This is a genomic window from Modestobacter italicus (assembly GCF_000306785.1).
GTDB lineage: Bacteria > Actinomycetota > Actinomycetes > Mycobacteriales > Geodermatophilaceae > Modestobacter > Modestobacter italicus.
In genome coordinates, this window is sequence record NC_017955.1 from 4984857 (window position 1) to 5002416 (window position 17560).

The 17560-nt window shown below is 75.6% G+C and carries 18 protein-coding genes; 3 read left to right on the plus strand and 15 right to left on the minus strand.

All coding sequences use genetic code 11. The features are described from left to right. Position 1: 1 nt before the first annotated feature. The 10 genes from MODMU_RS23655 to MODMU_RS23700 all read right to left on the minus strand — a co-directional run bounded on the left by MODMU_RS23655 (position 2) and on the right by MODMU_RS23700 (position 10437). A complete protein-coding gene (locus MODMU_RS23655; RefSeq protein ID WP_014742925.1) occupies positions 2 to 574 on the minus strand; it encodes a TlpA family protein disulfide reductase in 573 nt (190 codons plus the stop codon). Beyond that, a complete protein-coding gene (locus tag MODMU_RS23660; protein WP_014742926.1) occupies positions 567 to 1199 on the minus strand; it encodes a histidine phosphatase family protein in 633 nt (210 codons plus the stop codon). The genes MODMU_RS23655 and MODMU_RS23660 overlap by 8 nt, the downstream gene beginning before the upstream one ends. Continuing rightward, positions 1196 to 2563 (minus strand): glutamate-1-semialdehyde 2,1-aminomutase, encoded by a 1368-nt coding sequence (gene hemL / locus MODMU_RS23665; RefSeq protein WP_014742927.1) that lies wholly within the window; start codon positions 2561 to 2563, stop codon positions 1196 to 1198. The genes MODMU_RS23660 and hemL overlap by 4 nt, the downstream gene beginning before the upstream one ends. Before the next feature lie 109 nt (positions 2564 to 2672). Next, on the minus strand, positions 2673 to 3668 hold the full coding sequence (gene hemB / locus MODMU_RS23670) for a porphobilinogen synthase (protein WP_014742928.1): 996 nt from the start codon (positions 3666 to 3668) through the stop codon (positions 2673 to 2675). Beyond that, entirely contained in the window at positions 3665 to 5218 is a 1554-nt protein-coding gene (locus MODMU_RS23675; RefSeq protein ID WP_014742929.1) for a bifunctional uroporphyrinogen-III C-methyltransferase/uroporphyrinogen-III synthase, read from the minus strand. The genes hemB and MODMU_RS23675 overlap by 4 nt, the downstream gene beginning before the upstream one ends. A 106-nt stretch (positions 5219 to 5324) precedes the next feature. Next, positions 5325 to 6266, minus strand: coding sequence for a hydroxymethylbilane synthase (hemC, locus tag MODMU_RS23680; RefSeq protein WP_014742930.1), 942 nt, complete (start codon positions 6264 to 6266; stop codon positions 5325 to 5327). Beyond that, entirely contained in the window at positions 6263 to 7651 is a 1389-nt protein-coding gene (locus tag MODMU_RS23685; protein WP_014742931.1) for a glutamyl-tRNA reductase, read from the minus strand. The genes hemC and MODMU_RS23685 overlap by 4 nt, the downstream gene beginning before the upstream one ends. After that, the gene (locus tag MODMU_RS23690) at positions 7648 to 8340 is read right to left on the minus strand and encodes a redox-sensing transcriptional repressor Rex (protein WP_014742932.1); all 693 of its coding nucleotides are present in this window, start codon (positions 8338 to 8340) and stop codon (positions 7648 to 7650) included. The genes MODMU_RS23685 and MODMU_RS23690 overlap by 4 nt, the downstream gene beginning before the upstream one ends. A gap of 221 nt (positions 8341 to 8561) precedes the next feature. Beyond that, the gene (locus MODMU_RS23695) at positions 8562 to 8807 is read right to left on the minus strand and encodes a glutaredoxin family protein (protein ID WP_014742933.1); all 246 of its coding nucleotides are present in this window, start codon (positions 8805 to 8807) and stop codon (positions 8562 to 8564) included. Continuing rightward, positions 8800 to 10437 carry an AMP-binding protein gene (locus MODMU_RS23700; RefSeq protein WP_014742934.1) on the minus strand — a complete coding sequence of 546 codons (1638 nt, stop codon included), beginning with the start codon at positions 10435 to 10437 and terminating at the stop codon, positions 8800 to 8802. Before MODMU_RS23700 ends, MODMU_RS23695 begins: the two co-directional genes overlap by 8 nt. A gap of 157 nt (positions 10438 to 10594) precedes the next feature. Here MODMU_RS23700 and MODMU_RS23705 point away from each other — a divergent pair, with 157 nt between their 5' ends. The 3 genes from MODMU_RS23705 (at position 10595) to MODMU_RS23715 (ending at position 13512) form a co-directional block, all read left to right on the plus strand. Beyond that, the gene (locus MODMU_RS23705) at positions 10595 to 11206 is read left to right on the plus strand and encodes a sigma-70 family RNA polymerase sigma factor (RefSeq protein WP_231851713.1); all 612 of its coding nucleotides are present in this window, start codon (positions 10595 to 10597) and stop codon (positions 11204 to 11206) included. A 127-nt stretch (positions 11207 to 11333) separates the two neighbouring features. After that, positions 11334 to 12524, plus strand: coding sequence for a hypothetical protein (locus MODMU_RS23710; protein WP_014742936.1), 1191 nt, complete (start codon positions 11334 to 11336; stop codon positions 12522 to 12524). 73 nt (positions 12525 to 12597) lie between these two features. Next, positions 12598 to 13512, plus strand: coding sequence for an HAD family hydrolase (locus tag MODMU_RS23715; RefSeq protein ID WP_014742937.1), 915 nt, complete (start codon positions 12598 to 12600; stop codon positions 13510 to 13512). A 158-nt stretch (positions 13513 to 13670) separates the two neighbouring features. Here the strand turns inward: MODMU_RS23715 and MODMU_RS23720 are convergent, their stop codons facing one another. The 5 genes from MODMU_RS23720 to proC all read right to left on the minus strand — a co-directional run bounded on the left by MODMU_RS23720 (position 13671) and on the right by proC (position 17545). Further along, entirely contained in the window at positions 13671 to 14564 is an 894-nt protein-coding gene (locus MODMU_RS23720) for a lysophospholipid acyltransferase family protein (RefSeq protein WP_014742938.1), read from the minus strand. Between the two features lie 7 nt (positions 14565 to 14571). Further along, positions 14572 to 15702 (minus strand): NAD-dependent epimerase/dehydratase family protein, encoded by a 1131-nt coding sequence (locus MODMU_RS23725; RefSeq protein WP_014742939.1) that lies wholly within the window; start codon positions 15700 to 15702, stop codon positions 14572 to 14574. 10 nt (positions 15703 to 15712) lie between these two features. Further along, positions 15713 to 15811 (minus strand): 30S ribosomal protein bS22, encoded by a 99-nt coding sequence (locus MODMU_RS27970; protein ID WP_012854759.1) that lies wholly within the window; start codon positions 15809 to 15811, stop codon positions 15713 to 15715. Positions 15812 to 16053: 242 nt separating this feature from the next. After that, positions 16054 to 16392: a helix-turn-helix domain-containing protein gene (locus MODMU_RS23730; RefSeq protein ID WP_231851911.1), complete on the minus strand. Its 339-nt coding sequence runs from the start codon at positions 16390 to 16392 to the stop codon at positions 16054 to 16056. A 331-nt stretch (positions 16393 to 16723) separates the two neighbouring features. Next, positions 16724 to 17545, minus strand: a complete 822-nt coding sequence (gene proC / locus MODMU_RS23735; RefSeq protein WP_014742941.1) for a pyrroline-5-carboxylate reductase — start codon at positions 17543 to 17545, stop codon at positions 16724 to 16726. Positions 17546 to 17560 lie beyond the last annotated feature (15 nt).

Sequence of the window (17560 nt, forward strand, 5' to 3'; positions counted from 1 at the left end):
CTCACGCCTCCCCGGTCAGCTCGGCCAGCACGGTGCGCAGGTCGTCCTGCCGCACCTCACCGGTGTACACCGCGGCCACCCGGCTCTCCCGGTCCAGCACGATGGTGGAGGGGATGGCGCTGGCCGGGTAGTCCCGGAACGCCAGGGCGACCTCGCCCTTGGGGTCGAACAGCGACGGGAAGGTGATCCCCTTGCTGTCGACGAACGCCTCGGCGAACTGCTCCTGGTCCTTCACGTTGAGCCCGAGGAACTGCACGCCGGAGTCGGCGACCTCGGTGTAGACCTCCTGGAACTCCGGGGTCTCCACCCGGCACGGCGCGCACCAGGAACCCCAGAAGTTGAGCACCGCGACGTCCCCGGCCAGGTCGGTCGAGGAGAACTCGGCGCCGTCCAGCAGCGTGCCGGCGAACTCCGGCGCGCTGGCGCGCTCGGCCACCGGGATCACCTCGCCGGCCGCCGTGCCGGCGACGAAGCGGAACTCCCCGCCGTTGTTGACGTCGACGGCGGTGCCCTCGCCGCTGGTGCAGCCGGTCAGCGCCACGGCGGCGAGCAGCAGGACCAGGCTGCTACGCACCGGGCACCGCGTCCTGGTCGGTGGCGCCGGCCGGCTCGGCGTACTCCAGCCGCACCAGCCGGTCGTCGTCGTAGACCAGCGAGGTGACGCTGGCCAGCCCGCACTCGCGCTTGCGGGGGTCGTGCAGGTAGCTGCGGCCCTCGAGGTGCAGCCGCACCGTCCAGATGGGCAGCTGGTGGCTGACGCAGACGGCCTCGTGCCCGCGCGCCGCCTCCCGGGCGGTGGCGACCGCGCCGAGCATCCGGGCGGCGATCTCGCGGTACGGCTCGCCCCACGACGGCTTCCACGGGTTCCGCAGCCGCCACCAGTTCTCCGGGTGCTTCATCGACCCGTCGCCGACGCCGAAGGTCTTGCCCTCGAAGTCGTTCCCGGCCTCGATCAGCCGCTCGTCGGTGGCGATCTCCAGGCCGAGGCTCTCGGCGATGGGCCGGGCGGTCTGCTGGGCCCGCTCCAGCGGGCTGGCGACCAGGTGGGTGACGTCGCGCTCGGCGAACCAGCCGGCGGCCGTCTTCGCCATGGCCTCACCGGCGTCGGAGAGCCGGAAGCCGGGGAGCCGGCCGTAGAGCACGCCGCCGGGGTTGAACACCTCGCCGTGCCGCATGAGGTGGACGGTCGTCAGCGTCACGGCTGGAGCTCCTGGGCGTCGTAGGACTGCGGAGACGGCGCCCGGCCGCCGAGCGCGGCCGCGGCGGCCTCCGCAGCGGCCGGCAGCGCCGCCAGCACGTGGTCGACGGCGTCGTCGTCCAGCGCGGCGCTGACGAACCAGGCCTCGAACGCCGACGGCGGCAGGTAGACCCCGCGGGCGAGCATCGCGTGGAAGAAGGCGCTGTGCGCGGCGACGTCCTGGCTGCGGGCGTCGTCGTAGTCGCGCACCTGGCGCTCGTCGGGCACGAAGAAGACCGAGAACATCGACCCGGCCTGCTGCACCCGGTGCGGGACGCCGGCCCCGAACAGCGCCGCGCTGGCCGCCCCGCGCAGGGTGGCCGCGACCTCGTCGCAGCGGGCGTAGACCTCGTCGGTGCACAGCCGCAGCGTGGTGAGCCCGGCGGCGACGGCGACCGGGTTCCCGGCCAGCGTGCCGGCCTGGTAGACCGGGCCGGAGGGCGCCAGCTGGTCCATGACGTCGGCCCGGCCGCCGAACGCGGCGGCCGGCATACCGCCGCCCATCACCTTGCCGAAGGTGAACAGGTCGGCGTCGACCGGGTCGAGCCCGTACCAACCGGACCGGGAGACCCGGAAACCGGTCATCACCTCGTCGACGACCAGCAGCGCGCCGTGCGCCGCGGTGATCCGGCGCAGGTGGCCGTTGAAGCCGTCCAGCGGCGGGACGACGCCCATGTTGCCCGGCGACGCCTCGGTGATCAGGCAGGCGATCTGGTCACCCCGCTCGGCGAACACCTGCTCGACCGCGGCGACGTCGTTGTAGGGGACGACGATCGTGTCGGCGGCCGCCCCGGTGGTGACGCCGGGGGTGTCGGGCAGGCCCAGGGTCGCGACGCCGGAGCCGGCGGAGGCCAGCAGCGCGTCGACGTGCCCGTGGTAGCAGCCGGCGAACTTCACCACCAGCGGCCGGCCGGTGTACCCCCGGGCCAGCCGGACGGCGGAGAGCACCGCCTCGGTGCCGGAGTTGACCAGCCGGACCCGCTCGACCGGCGCGACCCGGCCGACGATCTCCTCGGCCAGGTCGACCTCCCCGGAGGTGGGGGTGCCGAAGGTGAACCCGCGGCGCGCGGCGGCGGTGACCGCGTCGACCACCTCGGGGTGCGCGTGGCCCAGGATCATCGGGCCCCACGAGGCGACGAGGTCGACGTAGCGGCGGCCGTCGACGTCGGTCAGCCAGGCCCCGGACCCGGAGGCCATGAACCGGGGGGTGCCCCCGACGGCGCGGAAGGCGCGCACCGGGGAGTTGACCCCGCCCGGCGTCACCTGCCCCGCCCGGTCGAACAACTGCGCCGACACGGGCGCCTCGTACGGGTACGGCTCGGTCACGGCTCCACTCTCCCAGGGTCAGCTGTGCGGCCGGTCCCGCACACTGGACGGCCCCCTCTCAGGGCCCCGCGCCGAGGTTGCGAGGCGTGGGGGGAGAGGGGGTCCTTCCTCAGCGGAGCCAGCGGGCGGCCTCGACCGCCCAGTAGGTCAGCACCGACCCGGCCCCGGCCCGGCGGATCGCGGTGAGGGTCTCCAGCACGGCCCGGCGGCGGTCGATCCAGCCGTGCGCGGCGGCGGCCTCGATCATCGCGTACTCGCCGCTGACCTGGTAGGCGCTGACCGGGACGTCGACGGCGTCGGCGACCTTCGAGACGATGTCCAGGTACGGCAGCGCCGGCTTGACCATGACGGCGTCCGCGCCCTCGGCGAGGTCCTGCGCCACCTCGCGCAGCGCCTCGTCGGCGTTGGGCGGGTCCATCTGGTAGGTCGAGCGGTCGCCGAACTGCGGCGCCCCCTCGGCGGCCTCCCGGAACGGCCCGTAGAAGCCCGACGCGTACTTGGCGGCGTAGGCCAGCACCGGGGTCTCGGTGTAGGCGCTGGAGTCCAGCCCGGCCCGGATCGCGGCGACCTGCCCGTCCATCATCCCGCTGGGGGCGATGACGTGGGCGCCGGCCCGGGCCTGCGCGATGGCGACCGCGGCGTAGCGGTCCAGCGTCGGGTCGTTGTCGACGACGCCGGCCGGGGTGATGACGCCGCAGTGCCCGTGGTCGGTGTACTCGCACAGGCAGAGGTCGGCCATCAGCACCAGCTCGTCGCCGAGGTCGGCCCGCAGCTGCTGCAGGGCGACGTTGACGATCCCGTCGGCGGCGTCGGCCTGCGAGCCGACCGCGTCCTTCTCCGCCGGGATGCCGAACAGCATCAGCCCGCTGATGCCGGCCTCCGCGGCCTCGTGCGCGGCCTTGCGCAGCGAGTCCAGCGAGTGCTGCACGACGCCGGGCATCGAGGAGATCGGCTGCGGGTCGGTCAGCCCCTCCTTGACGAAGACGGGCAGCACGAAGTCGGCGGGGGCCAGCCGGGTCTGCGCCGTCCAGCGCCGCATGGCCGGGGTCGAGCGGAGCCGGCGGCCCCGCGCGAACCCCGGGTTCGCGCCGCCCCCGGAGGTCACTTCTCCGCCTCCGCCTCGGCCCGGCGGGCCTGGGCGAACTCGGCCAGCGCGTCGACCAGCGGGCCGACGGCGGCAACCTCGGGCTGGACGTCGACCCGCAGGCCGAACTCGGTGGCGCTGGCCGCGGTGGCCGGCCCGATCACCGAGACGACGGTGCGGGCGTGCGGCTTGCCGGCGATGCCGACGAGGTTGCGCACGGTCGAGGAGGAGGTGAAGCAGACCGCGTCGAAGCCACCGCCCTTGATCGCCTCGCGGACCGCGGCGGCCGGCGGCGCGGCGCGCACCGTGCGGTACGCGGTCACGTCGTCGATCTCCCAGCCGCGCTCCTTGAGCCCGGCGGCGAGGGTCTCGGTGGCGATGTCGGCGCGCGGCAGCAGCACCCGGTCGATCGGGTCGAAGACGTCGTCGTAGGGCGGGAAGTCGGCGAGCAGGCCCTCGCTGGACTGGTCACCGGTGGGCACCAGCTCCGGCACGATGCCGAACTCCCGGACGGCGTCGGCGGTCTGCTGGCCGACGCAGGCGACCTTGACCCCGGCGAACGCGCGGGCGTCCAGGCCCAGCTCGGTGAACTTCTCCCGGACCGCGCGCACGGCGTTGGTCGAGGTGAACACGATCCAGCCGTAGCGGCCGGTGACCAGGCCCTTGACCGCGCGGTCCATCTGCGCGGGGCTGCGCGGCGGCTCGACGGCGATGGTCGGCACCTCGACCGGGACGGCGCCGTAGGCGCGCAGCCGCTCGCTCATGTCGCCGGCCTGCTCCTTGGTGCGGGGCACCAGGACCCGCCAGCCGAACAGCGGGCGGCTCTCCCACCAGGACAGCTTGGCGCGCTTGTCGACCGCGGCACCGACGGTGACCACGACGCCCCCGGTGAGGCTGTCCAGCCCCGCGGACTTCTCCGCGACCGCGGACAGCTTGCTGGCCACGCTCTTCTGCGCGGTGCCGGTGCCCTCGGTGGTGACGACCACCGGGGTGCTGCCCGGCATGCCGCCGTCGACCAGCGCGGCGGCGGTGGTGGGCAGCTGCTCGGCGGTGGCCTGCAGCACCAGCGGGCTGCCGGTGCCGGTGGCGGCGGCGGCCAGCGCGGCCAGGTCGACGGGGGCGTCGACCGCGCGCAGGTCGGCCTGCACGGAGCTGGCGCCCAGCGGGACGCCGGCGTAGGCGGGCACCGCGGTGCCGACGGCGACACCGGGGACGACGTCGAAGGCGACGCTGGTGCGGGTGACCGCCAGCGCCTCCTTGACCACGGCGTCGCTGGTGAACGGGTCGCCGGCGACCAGCCGGACGACGACGCCGCCGTTCTTGGCGGCGGCGACGGCGCCCTTGGCGACCTCGGCCGGCTCACCGCTGACCGTGGTGAGCTCGAGGTCCGGGTGCGCCGTGCGCACCGCCTCGAGGACGGCAGCGGACACGTCCGGGTCGGCCAGCACGGTGTCGGCACCGGCGATCGCGGCGCCGGCCCGGACGGTGAGGAGCTCCGGGTCGCCGGGGCCGGCGCCGACGAAGACCACCGTGCCCTTGCCGTTGCCGTTCTGCTTGCGTGAGCGCGTCATCGCGTGCTCCTGTTCCTGCCCCTGGAGGGGGTCGCTGCGGGTGGTGCGGGACGGGTGGGTGGGTGGCGGGGTGGGTCGGAGACGAGGTGCACCGCGGGGGGAGGGGTCATCGGCTGGCCGCCATCAGCGCGGCGGCGTCCCGGTCGAGCAGCTCGGCGGCGAGCCGCCGGCCCAGGGACTCGGCCTCGGCGGCCGGTCCGGAGACCGAGTCGCGGACGGAGTCGCTGCCGTCGATCGCGGTGACCGAGGCGCGCAGCCACAGCTCGGCGGAGCCGTCCTCGGCCTCGGTGAGCTCGGCGTGCGCGGCCACCGGTGCGCTGCAGCCTGCCTCGAGCGCGGCGAGCACGGCCCGCTCGGCGGCGACGCAGGCCCGGGCGGCCGGGTCGTCGAGCGCGGCGAGCAGCTCCCGGACCCGGGTGTCGTCGCTGCGGCACTCCACGGCCAGGGCGCCCTGCGCCGGGGCGGGCAGGACCTGGATCGGGTCGAGGGTCTCGGTGACCGCCGACAGCCGGCCGATCCGGGCCAGCCCGGCGCGGGCCAGGACGACGGCGTCCAGCTCACCGGAGGCGACCTTGCCCATCCGGGTGTCGACGTTGCCGCGGATCGGCACGATCTCCAGGCCGAGCCCGAGCGCGCGCAGCTGGGCCATCCGCCGCGGCGCGCCGGTGCCGATCCGGGCACCCGGGGGCAGCTCGCCGAGCGTCAGCCCGTCGCGGGCGACGAGCACGTCGCGCGGGTCCTCGCGGGCCGGCACGGCGGCGACGGTGAGCCCGGGGGTGGGCGCGGTCGGCAGGTCCTTGAAGCTGTGCACGGCGAGGTCGACGGTGCCGGCGTGCAGGGCGTCGCGCAGCGCGCTGACGAACACGCCGGTGCCGCCGAGCTGGGCGATCGCCTCGGTCGACCGGTCGCCGTAGGTGCTCACGTGCACCAGCTCGACCGGCACGCCGCTGGAGCTGCTCAGCGCGTCGGCGACCAGCTGGGACTGGGTCAGCGCCAGCTGGCTGGCCCGGGTGCCCAGCCGGAGGGTCGCGGTCCGCAGGTCGGTCACTCGGGGGCCCCCTCGACGGAGAGGACGTCCAGGGAGGACAGCCGCGTCCCGGCCGGGAGCTGGGGGTCGACGGTGACCGCGCGGGAGAGGCTGGCGGTGTCGCCGTCGAGGCCGAGTCCGAACAGCGCCCGCAGCGCGTCGGCGTAGTCGGTGCCGTTCGGCGTGCTGGCCAGCTCCTTGACCCGCACGGTCGGCTCGTGCAGCAGCTTGTCCACGACCCGGCGGACGGTGCGCGCGATCTCGCTGCGCGCCTTCGCGTCCAGGTCGGGCAGCCGGGTGGACAGCCGGAGCAGCTCCGCGTCGACCACCTCGGCGGCCTGGCTGCGCAGCGCGGAGACGGTCGGGGCCACCGCCGCGGCCTGCCGCTCGGCGCGCAGCAGCGAGGTCTCCAGCTCGACCAGGGCGTGCGCGGCGGCGATGTCGTCGGCGGCGACCGACCCGGCCACCGGGCGGCCGGGGTGCGCGGCCCGCTCGCCCTGCAGCATCGCCAGGTCGACGACGTGCACGCCGGGCATCCCGGCGACGGCGGTGTCGACGTCGCGGGGCAGCGCCAGGTCGACGACCACCAGCGGGCGCCCGCCGCGGCCGGCGAGCGCGGTGGAGACCACGTCGGTGCCGATGACCGTGCCGGTGGCCCCCGTGCAGGTGACCAGGACGTCGGCGGCGGTGAGCTCCTCGGGCAGCTGCTCGAGGTCGGCCTGCCGGCCGCCGACGGACTCGGCGAGCCGGGCGGCGCTGGCCGGCGTCCGGCTGCTGACGGTGACCTGGGCGCCGCGGCGGGCCAGCGTGGTGGCCGCGAGCGCACCCATCGAGCCGGCGCCGACCACCAGGACCGGCCGGCCGGCCAGCTCACCGAGGACGTCGGTGACCCGGTCGAGGGCGACCGAGACCAGCGAGGCGCCGGCCTTGTCGATGCCGGTCTCGGCGTGCACCCGCTTGCCCACGCGCAGCGCGCGCTGGGCGATCGGGTGCAGCTCCCGGCCGATCGTGCCCTCCTCCTGGGCCAGCGCGTACGCCGCCCGGAGCTGGCCGAGGACCTGGGTCTCGCCGACCACCATGGAGTCCAGGCCGGCGGCGACGGTGCACAGGTGCGCGATCGCCTGGTCCTCGTAGTGGACCGTCACGTACGGGGCGAGCTCCTCCACCGTCGCGCCGGCGTGCCGGGCGAGCACGTGGCTGACGTCGGTGATCCCGCCGTGGAACCGGTCGACCTCGGCGAAGACCTCGATCCGGTTGCAGGTGGCGAGCACGAGCGCCTCGCTGACGTGCTGGGCGTCGAGCAGCTCGTGCAGCGTCTTGACGGTGTCGTCGCCGCTCATGGCGACCTGCTCGAGCAGGGAGACCGGCGCGGTCTGGTGGCTGATGCCGACGGCGAGCAGGCTCATCGGACCGACTCCCGCGCGTCGGCGCGGAGCGCGGTGACCACGGGCGCGGAGCCGTCGCGCTGCTGGTCGAGGAAGGCCAGCACCTGCAGCTCCACCGAGAGGTCGACCTTTCGGACGTCGACGCCCGCAGGGACCGTCAACGCCACCGGCGCGAAGTTCAAGATGCTCCTCACCCCGGCCGCGACGAGCCGGTCGCAGACCGCCTGCGCCACCTCGGCCGGTGTCGTGATGACCCCGATGGTCGCCCCGGTGCGGGCGACGACGACCTCGAGCTCCTCGGCCGGGTGGACCGGGAGCCCCCCGACCTCGGTGCCGACGGTGCGCGGGTCGCTGTCGAGCAGCCCGACGAACTGGAAGCCCCGGCTGGCGAACCCGGCGTAGTCGGCCAGCGCCGAGCCGAGCCGGCCGATGCCGACCAGCACGCACGGGCGCGACCGCTCCCCGCCGAGCACCTCGGTGAGCCGCTCCCGCAGGCCGGCCACGGAGTAGCCGACGCCGCGGACGCCGCACGGGCCGAGGTAGGAGAGGTCCTTGCGCAGCCCGGCCGGGTTCACCCCGGCCGCGGAGGCCAGCTCACCGGAGGAGACCGAGCTGCGGCCGCCGTCGGCGAGGCCGGCCAGCACCCGCAGGTACACGGCCAGACGAGCGACGGTGGCCTCCGGGACGATCCGGGGCCGCGACTCCGACACGGGCAGACTCCACAGCGATCCGATCGCGACCGGGAGGACCCGGGGTCGATCGGGGGGACTTCGGACTGAGACACTCACCAGCGGGCGCGGGGCGTCCGACGTCTGCCACGGTAACCGCTTGTGAAGGCCTGAACAAAGTCGCCGGGAGCGTCTGCGCAGGTCGCGGGCCCCCGCTGTGTCGAGGACCACGCCCCGGACCACCCGTCCGGGGCGCCGGTGGGTCAGCCGAGGCCGAGGTCCCGGCGCAACCGGACGACGTCGACGGTGAAGCAGCTGTGCTCCCGGCCGTCCAGCAGCACCACCGGCACCAGGTCGCCGTACTCGGCCCGCAGCTCGGGGTCGGCGTCGACGTCGACCAGCTCCACGGGCAGGCCGGCCTCCTCACCGGCGATCCTGGTCAGCGTCTCCGCGGCGACCACGCAGAGGTGGCAGCCCTGGCGGGTGAGCAGCTGCACGCGCTCAGCCATCGGTCTCCTCCGCGGCGGCGGCGGCCGCGGCGGCCCGCTCCAGCCCCAGCTCCCGCAGCCGCGCCCGGCTGACCTTGCCGGCCAGCGAGTGCGGCAGCTCGGCGACGAAGTGCACGCCGACCGGCACCTTGAACCGGGCCAGCGACCGGGCGGCGTGCTCGCGCAGTTGCTCCTCGGTGACCTCGCCGTCCGGGGTGCGGACGACGACGGCGTGCACGGCCTCCCCGGTCCGCGGGTCGGGCACGCCGATGACCGCGCTCTCGGCCACGTCCGGGTGCTCGTCGAGGACGCGCTCCACCTCGCCGGGGTAGACGTTGAAGCCGCTGACCAGCACCAGGTCGCGGCGCCGGTCGACCAGCCGGAGGTCGCCGTCGGCGTCCCGGTAGGCGATGTCGCCGGTGGGCAGCCAGCCCGCGGCGTCCGGGCCGTCGGCACCGTCGGGCCAGAACCCGCTGAACAGGTTGGGCCCGCGGGCGCAGATCTCGCCGGCCTCGTCCGCGTCGGACTCACCGTCCTCCTCGGCGAACGGGTCGCCGAAGACGTCCTGGCGGACCCGGCTGCCCGGGTCGGGGCCGGCGGTCGGGCCGCCGGCGGTGTCGCGCAGGACGAGCTCCACGCCGGGCAGCGGACCGCCGATGCACTCGGGCTTCGCCCGCCCGGTGGCCAGCGTGCTGGTGAGCACCGGCCCGGCCTCGGTGAGCCCGTAGCCCTCCCAGACGGTGACCGCGGCCCGGGTGCGCATCGCCTCGAACAGCGCGCCGGGCATGGGGGCGGCGCCGCAGCTGGCGGTGCGCACCGCGGCGAACCCGCGGCGCAGCGCGGCGTCGCTGCCGGCCGCGTCGGCGACGGCGAGCCAGGCGGCGTACATCGGCGGCGCGCCGGGGACGGCGGTGACCTCCTCCTCGGCCATCAGCCGGAGCGTGGCCGCCGGGTCGAACTCCTCGACCAGCACGGCGCAGGCGGCGGTCTCGGCGACCAGGCCCCAGCCGGCGTTGAGGCCGTAGACGTGGAAGAGCGGGAGGACCAGCAGCACGCGGTCGCCGGTGCGCACCGGCGCCGGGTCCAGCCCCAGCAGCTGCTGCTGGTTGGCCAGCAGGGCCGCGTGGGTGAGCATCGCGCCGCGCGGGCGGCCGGTGGTGCCGCTGGTGTACGCCAGCAGGGCGAGCGCGTCCGGGTCCTCGGGGTCGGCGGGGGCCGGGTCGTCCGACGCCGGCGGCCCGACGCTGACCGGCACCCCGGCGAGCTCCTCCCGCGGGGTGCCGACGACGAGCAGCCGGGCACCGGAGTCGCCGAGCAGGTGCTCGGTCTCCGGGTCGGTGAAGGCCGTGTTCACCGGCACCACCACCAGCCCGGCCCGCAGCGCGCCCATCACCGCGACCACCCAGTCGACGCCGTTGCGCAGCTGCACCGCGACCCGCTCACCGGGGTCGAGCCCGCGGGCCCGGTACCCGGCCGCGGCCCGGTCGACCCGGGCGTCGAGCTCCGCCCAGCTCAGCCGCACGTCGCCGGCGACCAGGGCCGGCGCGGCGCCGGCCGCGTCGGCCGCCCGGCGGACCAGCGCGGAGAAGGACCGCACCTCACCGGGTCGCGCCGCGGCCACGTCGGCAGCCGGCACCTCGTCGACCGGCACGACGGACCTCCGCAGGGTCAGGGCGACCGGCCGGGCGGCCGGGTCGCGTGGACGCAGGGCTCCGATGTTGTCACCATGGGGCGCGGGCCGCAGCGTCCCCGCGCGTGCTCGGCCAGGTTCCCCCTCGGGTGGGGGCGTGAGGAGGCGCGGGACCGGCATGACCCGCGCCCGTCCCACCCCGGCCCCTCCGCCGGTCGCCGCCCCTGCGCCACCGCCGGACGACCAGCGCGCCGTCTGGGAGCTCGTCCGCCGGGCCCAGGACGGCGACGCCGAGGGCTTCGGGGAGCTCTACGACCGCTACGTCGACGTCGTCTTCCGCTACCTGTTCCACAAGGCCGGCGACCGGGCGACGGCCGAGGACCTCACCAGCGAGACCTTCGTCCGCGCGCTGCGCCGGATCGACTCGCTGAGCTACCAGGGCCGGGACGTCGGCGCCTGGCTGGTCACCATCGCCCGCAACCTGCTGCTGGACCACGTGAAGAGCAGCCGGTACCGGCTGGAGGTGCCGACCGCGGACATGCGCGACGCCGACCGGGCCACCGCGGGCCCCGAGGAGGCGGTGCTGCAGCGGCTGGCCGACGCCGAGCTGATGGCCGCGGTCGCGCGGCTGTCCGCCGAGCAGCGCGAGTGTCTGCAGCTGCGCTTCGTGCAGGGGCTGTCGGTCGCGGAGACGGCGGCCGCGATGGGCAAGCGGGAGGGCGCCGTGAAGGCGCTGCAGCACCGGGCGGTGCGCCGGCTGGCCAGCCTGGTACCGGAGGGGCTGCGGTGACCGGTGGGGCCGGTCCGGCACCGATGACCGGCCGGCACCCCGTAACGGCCGGTGCGACGGGGTCGTTGACCGGACAGGGGTGCCCGGTGCGGCGGCGCCCGGGGCGAGCGGGACGCGGAGGGACACGGTGACGGGGCACGACGACGGCGCGCCGGGTGCTGCCCGCCGTGGCGTCGGGCCCGCCCGGTCGGAGGAGGCGCTGCTCGGGCGGCTGCAGGCGCTGGCGGCCGAGCACGCCGCCACCCCGGACGAGGACTTCCGCACGGCCACCCGGGCCCGGCTGGTGGCGATGGCCGCCGTCCGCTCCCCCGCCGCAGCGCGCGCTCCCCGCCGGCGGACCCGGCTGACGGCGGGCCTGGTCGCTGCGGCGCTGACCCTCGCCGCGCTCGGCGGGCTGCTCGCCTCCGCCCAGGGCGCCCGGCCGGGCGACCTGCTGTACGGCGTGAAGCGCGGCGGCGAGCAGACCCGGCTCGCACTGGCCGGCGACGACCGCGGCCTGACCCTGCTCGGCTTCGCGACCACCCGGCTCGACGAGCTCGGCCAGCTCGTCGGGGTGCAGCCGCACGCCGCGCCCGTCGCCGGCGTCGTCCCCGCCGGGAGCCCGGTGCTGGCCGCCGGCCCGGACCTCGACCTGGTGGTGGACACCCTGCAGACGATGGACGCGCAGACCGCGGAGGGCACCGCCGCGCTGACGACGACGGCCGTGACGCACGCCGACACCGGCGCCCTCACCGTGCTCACCGGCTGGGCCGACGCCCAGCAGGCCGGCATCGACCGGCTGGCCCGGGCCGTTCCTCCCGGCGCCGAGGCCACCCTGACCGCCGCCCGCGACCTCGCCGTCCGGGTCGCCGCCCGCGGCGCCGACCTGGGCCGGGCGCTGGGCTGCCCCGTCGGCCCGTCGACCGGGGGCACCGACGAGCTCGGTCCCCGCCCCGCCCCCTGCCCCGCGGAGCCCGCGCCGCCGGCTGCTCCCCCGACGGCTGCCGGCACGACGGCACCGAGCACCACGGCCGCCGTGCCCGCGACGCCGAGCAGCGCGCCGACGAGCGCGGTTCCCGCGGTGCCGACGTCCGCCGCGCCCGCGCCGACCTCGCGCACGGGCCAGCCGCTGCCGAGCCTCCCAGTGCCCAGCCGGCCCGCGCCGAGCCTCCCCGCGCCGAGCCTCCCGGTGCCCACCCTGCCCGTGCCCAGCCTCCCGCTGCCGTCGCTGCCCGGCGGACCGGCACCGTCCGCGCCGCCCGGCCCGGTGGTCTCCGTGCCGCCGGTGGTGCCGGGGGTGTCGGTCTGCCTGCCCCCGCTGATCACCGTGGGCTGCTGACCGGCTCCGGAGCGGTCAGCCCACGACGCTAGGGTCGCGGTCGACGGTGGGTCGACGCCGGGAGGTGGTGCGCGTGGTCCGAGTGCCCTTCCGCGGCCGTGCCGCGCGCATGCCGGCGGAGGTCGACGACCACGAGACCCGCGCGCTCGTCGCGGGTGAGGCGTCCGCCGCCGCAGCCGAGACCGACGTCCCCGAGGCCCCCGCGCCCGACCGCACCGCCGCCGCGTTCTTCGACGTCGACAACACGATGATGATGGGCGCCTCGATCTTCTGGTTCGCCCGTGGCCTGGCCGCCCGCAAGTACTTCACCGGTCGCGACGTCGCCTCGTTCGTCTGGCAGCAGTTCAAGTTCCGGGTCGCCGGCACCGAGGGCGCGGTCGACATGCACACGGTGCGGGACAACGCGCTCGCCTTCGTCGCCGGCCGCCCGGTCGAGGAGATCGTGCAGGCCAGCGAGGAGATCTACGGCGAGCTGATGGCCGACCGGATCTGGTCGGGCACCCGGCTGCTGGCCCAGCAGCACCTCGACGCGGGCCAGCGGGTCTGGCTGGTCACCGCCACTCCCGTGGAGCTGGCCTCGATCATCGCCCACCGGCTGGGGCTCACCGGCGCGCTGGGCACGGTCGCCGAGGTCGTCGACGGGAAGTTCACCGGGCGACTGGTCGGCGAGATGATGCACGGCGAGGCGAAGGCCCAGGCGGTGCGGGCGCTGGCCGAGCGCGAGGGCCTGGACCTGTCGCGGTGCACCGCCTACAGCGACTCCACCAACGACATGCCGATGCTCAGCCTGGTCGGCACGGCGGTCGCGGTGAACCCCGACTCGGAGCTCAAGGCGGTGGCCCGCTCCCGCGGCTGGGCGGTCAAGGACTTCCGCACCGGCCGCAAGGCCGCCAAGATCGGCGTCCCGACGGTGGGCGCAGCCGCCCTGTCCGGCGGCGTCGTCGGCGGCCTGGTGGCCCTCCGCCGCCGCAACCGCTGGCCCTTCTGATCGTGACCCTTCGGGCCACACCGAGGCCAGGAGCCGTGCCCCTGCTGCGCTGAGCCGTTGAGCTCGTTCCTCGGGGAGGCCTCCGGCCTCCCGTCGTCACGAGTCACTGTGGCGGGTCCACCAGCTCACCCAGCTCGCTGTGCGTGCGTCGCCTGCGCTCAGCTGAAGACTGACCGGCGCTGCAGGAGGAGGCGGTAGAGCGAGTGCTGGATGGTCTCGCGGACCTGGTCGGTCAGGTTGAACACGACCATCGGGTCGTCGGCGGCGGCCGGTCCGTAGGACGCGGTCTCGATCGGTTCGCCGAAGGCGATGAACCACTTCGAGGGCAACGGCACCAGCCCGGCCGGCCCGAGGAGCGGGAACGTCGGCGTGATCGGGAAGTACGGCAGGCCCAGCAGCCGCGCGGCGGTGCGGGCGTTGCCGATCATCGGGTAGATCTCCTCGGCGCCCACGATCGCGCACGGCACGATCGGCGCCCCGGTGCGCAGCGCCGCGCTCACGAAGCCGCCGCGGCCGAAGCGCTGCAGCGTGTACCGCTCGCTGAACGGCTTGCCCACGCCCTTGAAGCCCTCGGGGAACACCCCGACCAGCTCACCCTCGGACAGCAGCCGCTCGGCGTCCTCGTTGCAGGCCAGCGTGGTGCCCAGCTTGCGCGCCAGCGCCCCGACGAAGGGCACCTGGAAGACCAGGTCGGCACCGAGCAGCCGCAGCCGGCGCGACGCCGGGTGGTCGTCGTGCAGCGCGACGGTGGCCATCAGCGCGTCGACCGGGATCGTGCCGGAGTGGTTGGCCACGACCAGCGCACCGCCGGTGTCCGGCACGTTCTCCAGCCCCTGGGTCTCCACCCGGAACCAGCGCTCGAACCACGGCCGCAGCATCGGCAGCAGCACGTGGTCGGTCAGGTCGGGGTCGAAGCCGAACTCGTCGGTGTCGTACTCCCCGGTGACCCGGCGGCGGAGGAACTCCAGCCCACCGGCCAGCTGGTCCTCCCAGGACGGGGCGGCCGGCGGCGGCTGCGGCGGCGGGTCGTCGTCCGGACGCAGGGGGATCACCCGTGCCTCAGGCATCGCGCACCGCCCGCAGTCCGGGCACCGGGGGTGCGGGGCGGCGCCTGCCCCCGACCACGGCGTGCACGGCGCTCACCCCGCCCGCCACCGCGCCGACCACCGAGCGGGCCGCTCCAGTCACGTCGCCGACGAGCTCGGGCCGGACGACGGGGGCCACCGTGTCGGCGTAGTCGGCGAGGGCCTCGGCGGTGGTGTAGCGGGGGGTGTAGCCGAACTCCTCGCGGAGCACGCGGGTGTCGACCACCCGGCCGAAGTTGAGCAGCCGCATCTGCTCCGGGGACCACTCGGCCGCCCCGTCGACCAGCCGCGCCCGCCGGGCCAGCTTCCGGACGGTGCCCATCGCGGACTGCGGCACCGGCAGCGCGACACGGCCCAGCCGGCGGATCGCCTGGGACAGCAGCACCGTGCCGGACGCGCCGACGTTGACCGTGCCGACGAAGTCGCCCACGGTCGCCTGGCGGAGCACCGCGACGGCGTCGTCCTCGTGCAGCAGCTGCACCCGGGCGTCGTAACCGAGCGCGGTCGGCACCACCGGCATCCGGAGGAACCCCGACAGCAGCGAGTCGATCCGGGGGCCGATCAGGTTGGTGAAGCGCAGCACCGCGACGCCCACGTCGGGGCGGCGGCGCGCGAACGAGCGGACGTAGCCCTCGATGTCGAGGCTGTCCTTGGCGAACCCGCCCGCCGGCACCCGGCGAGCCTGCATGGCCTCGGTGAAGACGGCGGGGTCGCGGGGGCTTGCGCCGTAGACCGCGCTGGTCGACTTGAGCACCAGCCGGCGGACGGCGGGGGCGCGCTGACACGCGGCGAGCAGCTGCATGGTGCCGATGACGTTGAGCTCCTTCATCGACGCCCTGCCGCCGGCCGCTGCCGGCGTCGTGCTGATGTTCATGTGCACCACGGTGTCCACCGACGCCGACTCGATGACCTTGGCGATCAGCGGGCTGCGGATGTCGGCGCGGACGAACTCGGTGCGCCCCAGGCGCCGGAGCACCTCGGGGGCCGGGGGGACGGTGTCCACCCCGATGACCCGGTCGATCGACGGGTCAGCGGCGAGCTCGGCCGCCAACGCGCCGCCCAGCCACCGGCTCACACCGGTGACGAGGACGACCGCGGGCGGCACGAGCGTCAGCTCACTTCTTGTTGCGCCGCTGGACGCGGGTCTTCTTGAGGAGCTTGCGGTGCTTCTTCTTCGCCATCCGCTTGCGGCGCTTCTTGATGACCGAACCCATTGTCCTGCTCCCGACGTCGTTGTCCGCGCGGCGCCGGGGGCTGCGACCGGATCGGTCACGCCGGCACCGTGCGGGTGATCAGCTCGTGCGCGGCCCGCCCCACGAGGAGGCGGCACCGCTCAGCGCCTGAGACTACCTGGGAGACGAGGTGTGGGGACGGCCCCCTCGCCACCTGCTGGAACGGCCGCCCTGCAGGGTCCCACCCTGAGCCTGCGAAGGGTGGGGGGCAGGGTGGTCCTTCCTCAGGCGATGTCGGTGTAGGCCTCACGCAGGTAGTCGTGCACGGCGCGCTCCGGCACGCGGAACGAGCGGCCGACGCGGACGGCGGAGAGCTCGCCGCCGTGGACGAGGCGGTAGACGGTCATCTTCGAGACCCGCATGATCGCGGCGACCTCGGCGACGGTCAGGAAGGCGACGGCGGCGCGGGGCGCGGGCACCTGGGCCGGGCGGCCGACGGGCACGGAGGCCGGGTGGGCGGCGGGCACCGGACGCGACAGCGAGGCGGCCGAGATGGGCCGGCCCATCTGGCGCGGAGCGGGGACACCCGGGCGGGTGGTCTGGATGGTGGCGCGCTGGGGCATGGTCACGTCGTTCATCTCCGGTCTCAGCACAACCCGCGGCCACCGGCTTCCCCACCGGCGGGCGTGTCACGTTCGTGCTGGAAGAGACCATATGGGGACCGGAGTGACGGAAGCGATGGGTGAAACGGACAGGCGGACCGGTCCGTCCTGGGCACAAGTGGACAGAGACAACGCGTGACACTCCAGTCACGGCGTGTTGTCCCCAAGTCGACTCGTCCCGACGGGTCGCTGTCCACAGAAATCTGTGGACAACTACACACGTGTGATTCGCCTGGTGCGACCTGGGACACACGGTGCGCGCGTGCCCCGTGCCCGACGTGCGGGCACCCGGTCAGTCCGCGGCACGTCCCAGGGCGACCGACCGGTCGTGCGCTGCCTCGATCGCCGCGATCAGCGCCGCGCGCACGCCGTGCCGCTCGAGCTCGCGGATCGCGGCGATCGTCGTCCCGCCGGGGCTGGTGACGGCCTCGCGCAGCTGCACCGGGTGCTCCCCGGACTCCCGGAGCATCACCGCGGACCCGTAGGCGGTCTGCACGATCAGGTCGGCGGCCACCGCACGCGGCAGGCCGAGCAGGATGCCGGCGTCGATCATCGCCTCGACGAGGAAGAAGAAGTAGGCCGGACCGCTGCCCGACAGCGCCGTGACCGCGTCCTGCTGCCCCTCCGGGACGCGGCGCACCTGCCCCACGGGTGACAGCAGCGCCTCGGCCTCGTCCAGGTGCTCCTCGCGGGCGTGCGCGCCGGCCGAGATCACGCTCATCCCGGCGTCGACCAGCGCGGGGGTGTTGGGCATGACCCGCACCACCGGCGTCCCGGCCGGCAGGGCCGCCTCGATCCGGCTGGTGGGCACGCCGGCGGCCACCGACACCACCAGGTGCTCGGCGGTCACGTGCGGGGCCAGCAGGGCGAGCAGGCCGTCGATGTCCTGCGGCTTGACCGCCAGCAGCAGCACCCGGGACCGCGCGGCCGCCTCGGCCAGGTCCACCGCGGCGGTGCCGTGCCGGGCGGCCAGCTCCGCCGCCCGCTGCGGGCTGCGCTCGACGACGACGACGCCGTCCCCGCTGCCCGCCTGGCGGACCAGGCCGGCGAGCAGCGCCTCGCCGATCTTGCCGCCGCCGATGATGGCCAGGCCCGTCCGCCCCGCGGTGATCATGCCCGCGACGGTAGT

What these genes read in the sequence shown, in the direction of transcription:
- proC (WP_014742941.1), bottom strand. Translation starts at nt 17,545, where the DNA reads ATGATCACCGCGGGGCGGACGGGCCTGGCCATCATCGGCGGCGGCAAG.
- MODMU_RS23730 (WP_231851911.1), bottom strand. Translation starts at nt 16,392, where the DNA reads ATGCCCCAGCGCGCCACCATCCAGACCACCCGCCCGGGTGTCCCCGCT.
- MODMU_RS23685 (WP_014742931.1), bottom strand. Translation starts at nt 7,651, where the DNA reads ATGAGCCTGCTCGCCGTCGGCATCAGCCACCAGACCGCGCCGGTCTCC.
- MODMU_RS23675 (WP_014742929.1), bottom strand. Translation starts at nt 5,218, where the DNA reads ATGACGCGCTCACGCAAGCAGAACGGCAACGGCAAGGGCACGGTGGTC.
- MODMU_RS23705 (WP_231851713.1), top strand. Translation starts at nt 10,595, where the DNA reads ATGACCCGCGCCCGTCCCACCCCGGCCCCTCCGCCGGTCGCCGCCCCT.
- MODMU_RS27970 (WP_012854759.1), bottom strand. Translation starts at nt 15,811, where the DNA reads ATGGGTTCGGTCATCAAGAAGCGCCGCAAGCGGATGGCGAAGAAGAAG.
- MODMU_RS23695 (WP_014742933.1), bottom strand. Translation starts at nt 8,807, where the DNA reads ATGGCTGAGCGCGTGCAGCTGCTCACCCGCCAGGGCTGCCACCTCTGC.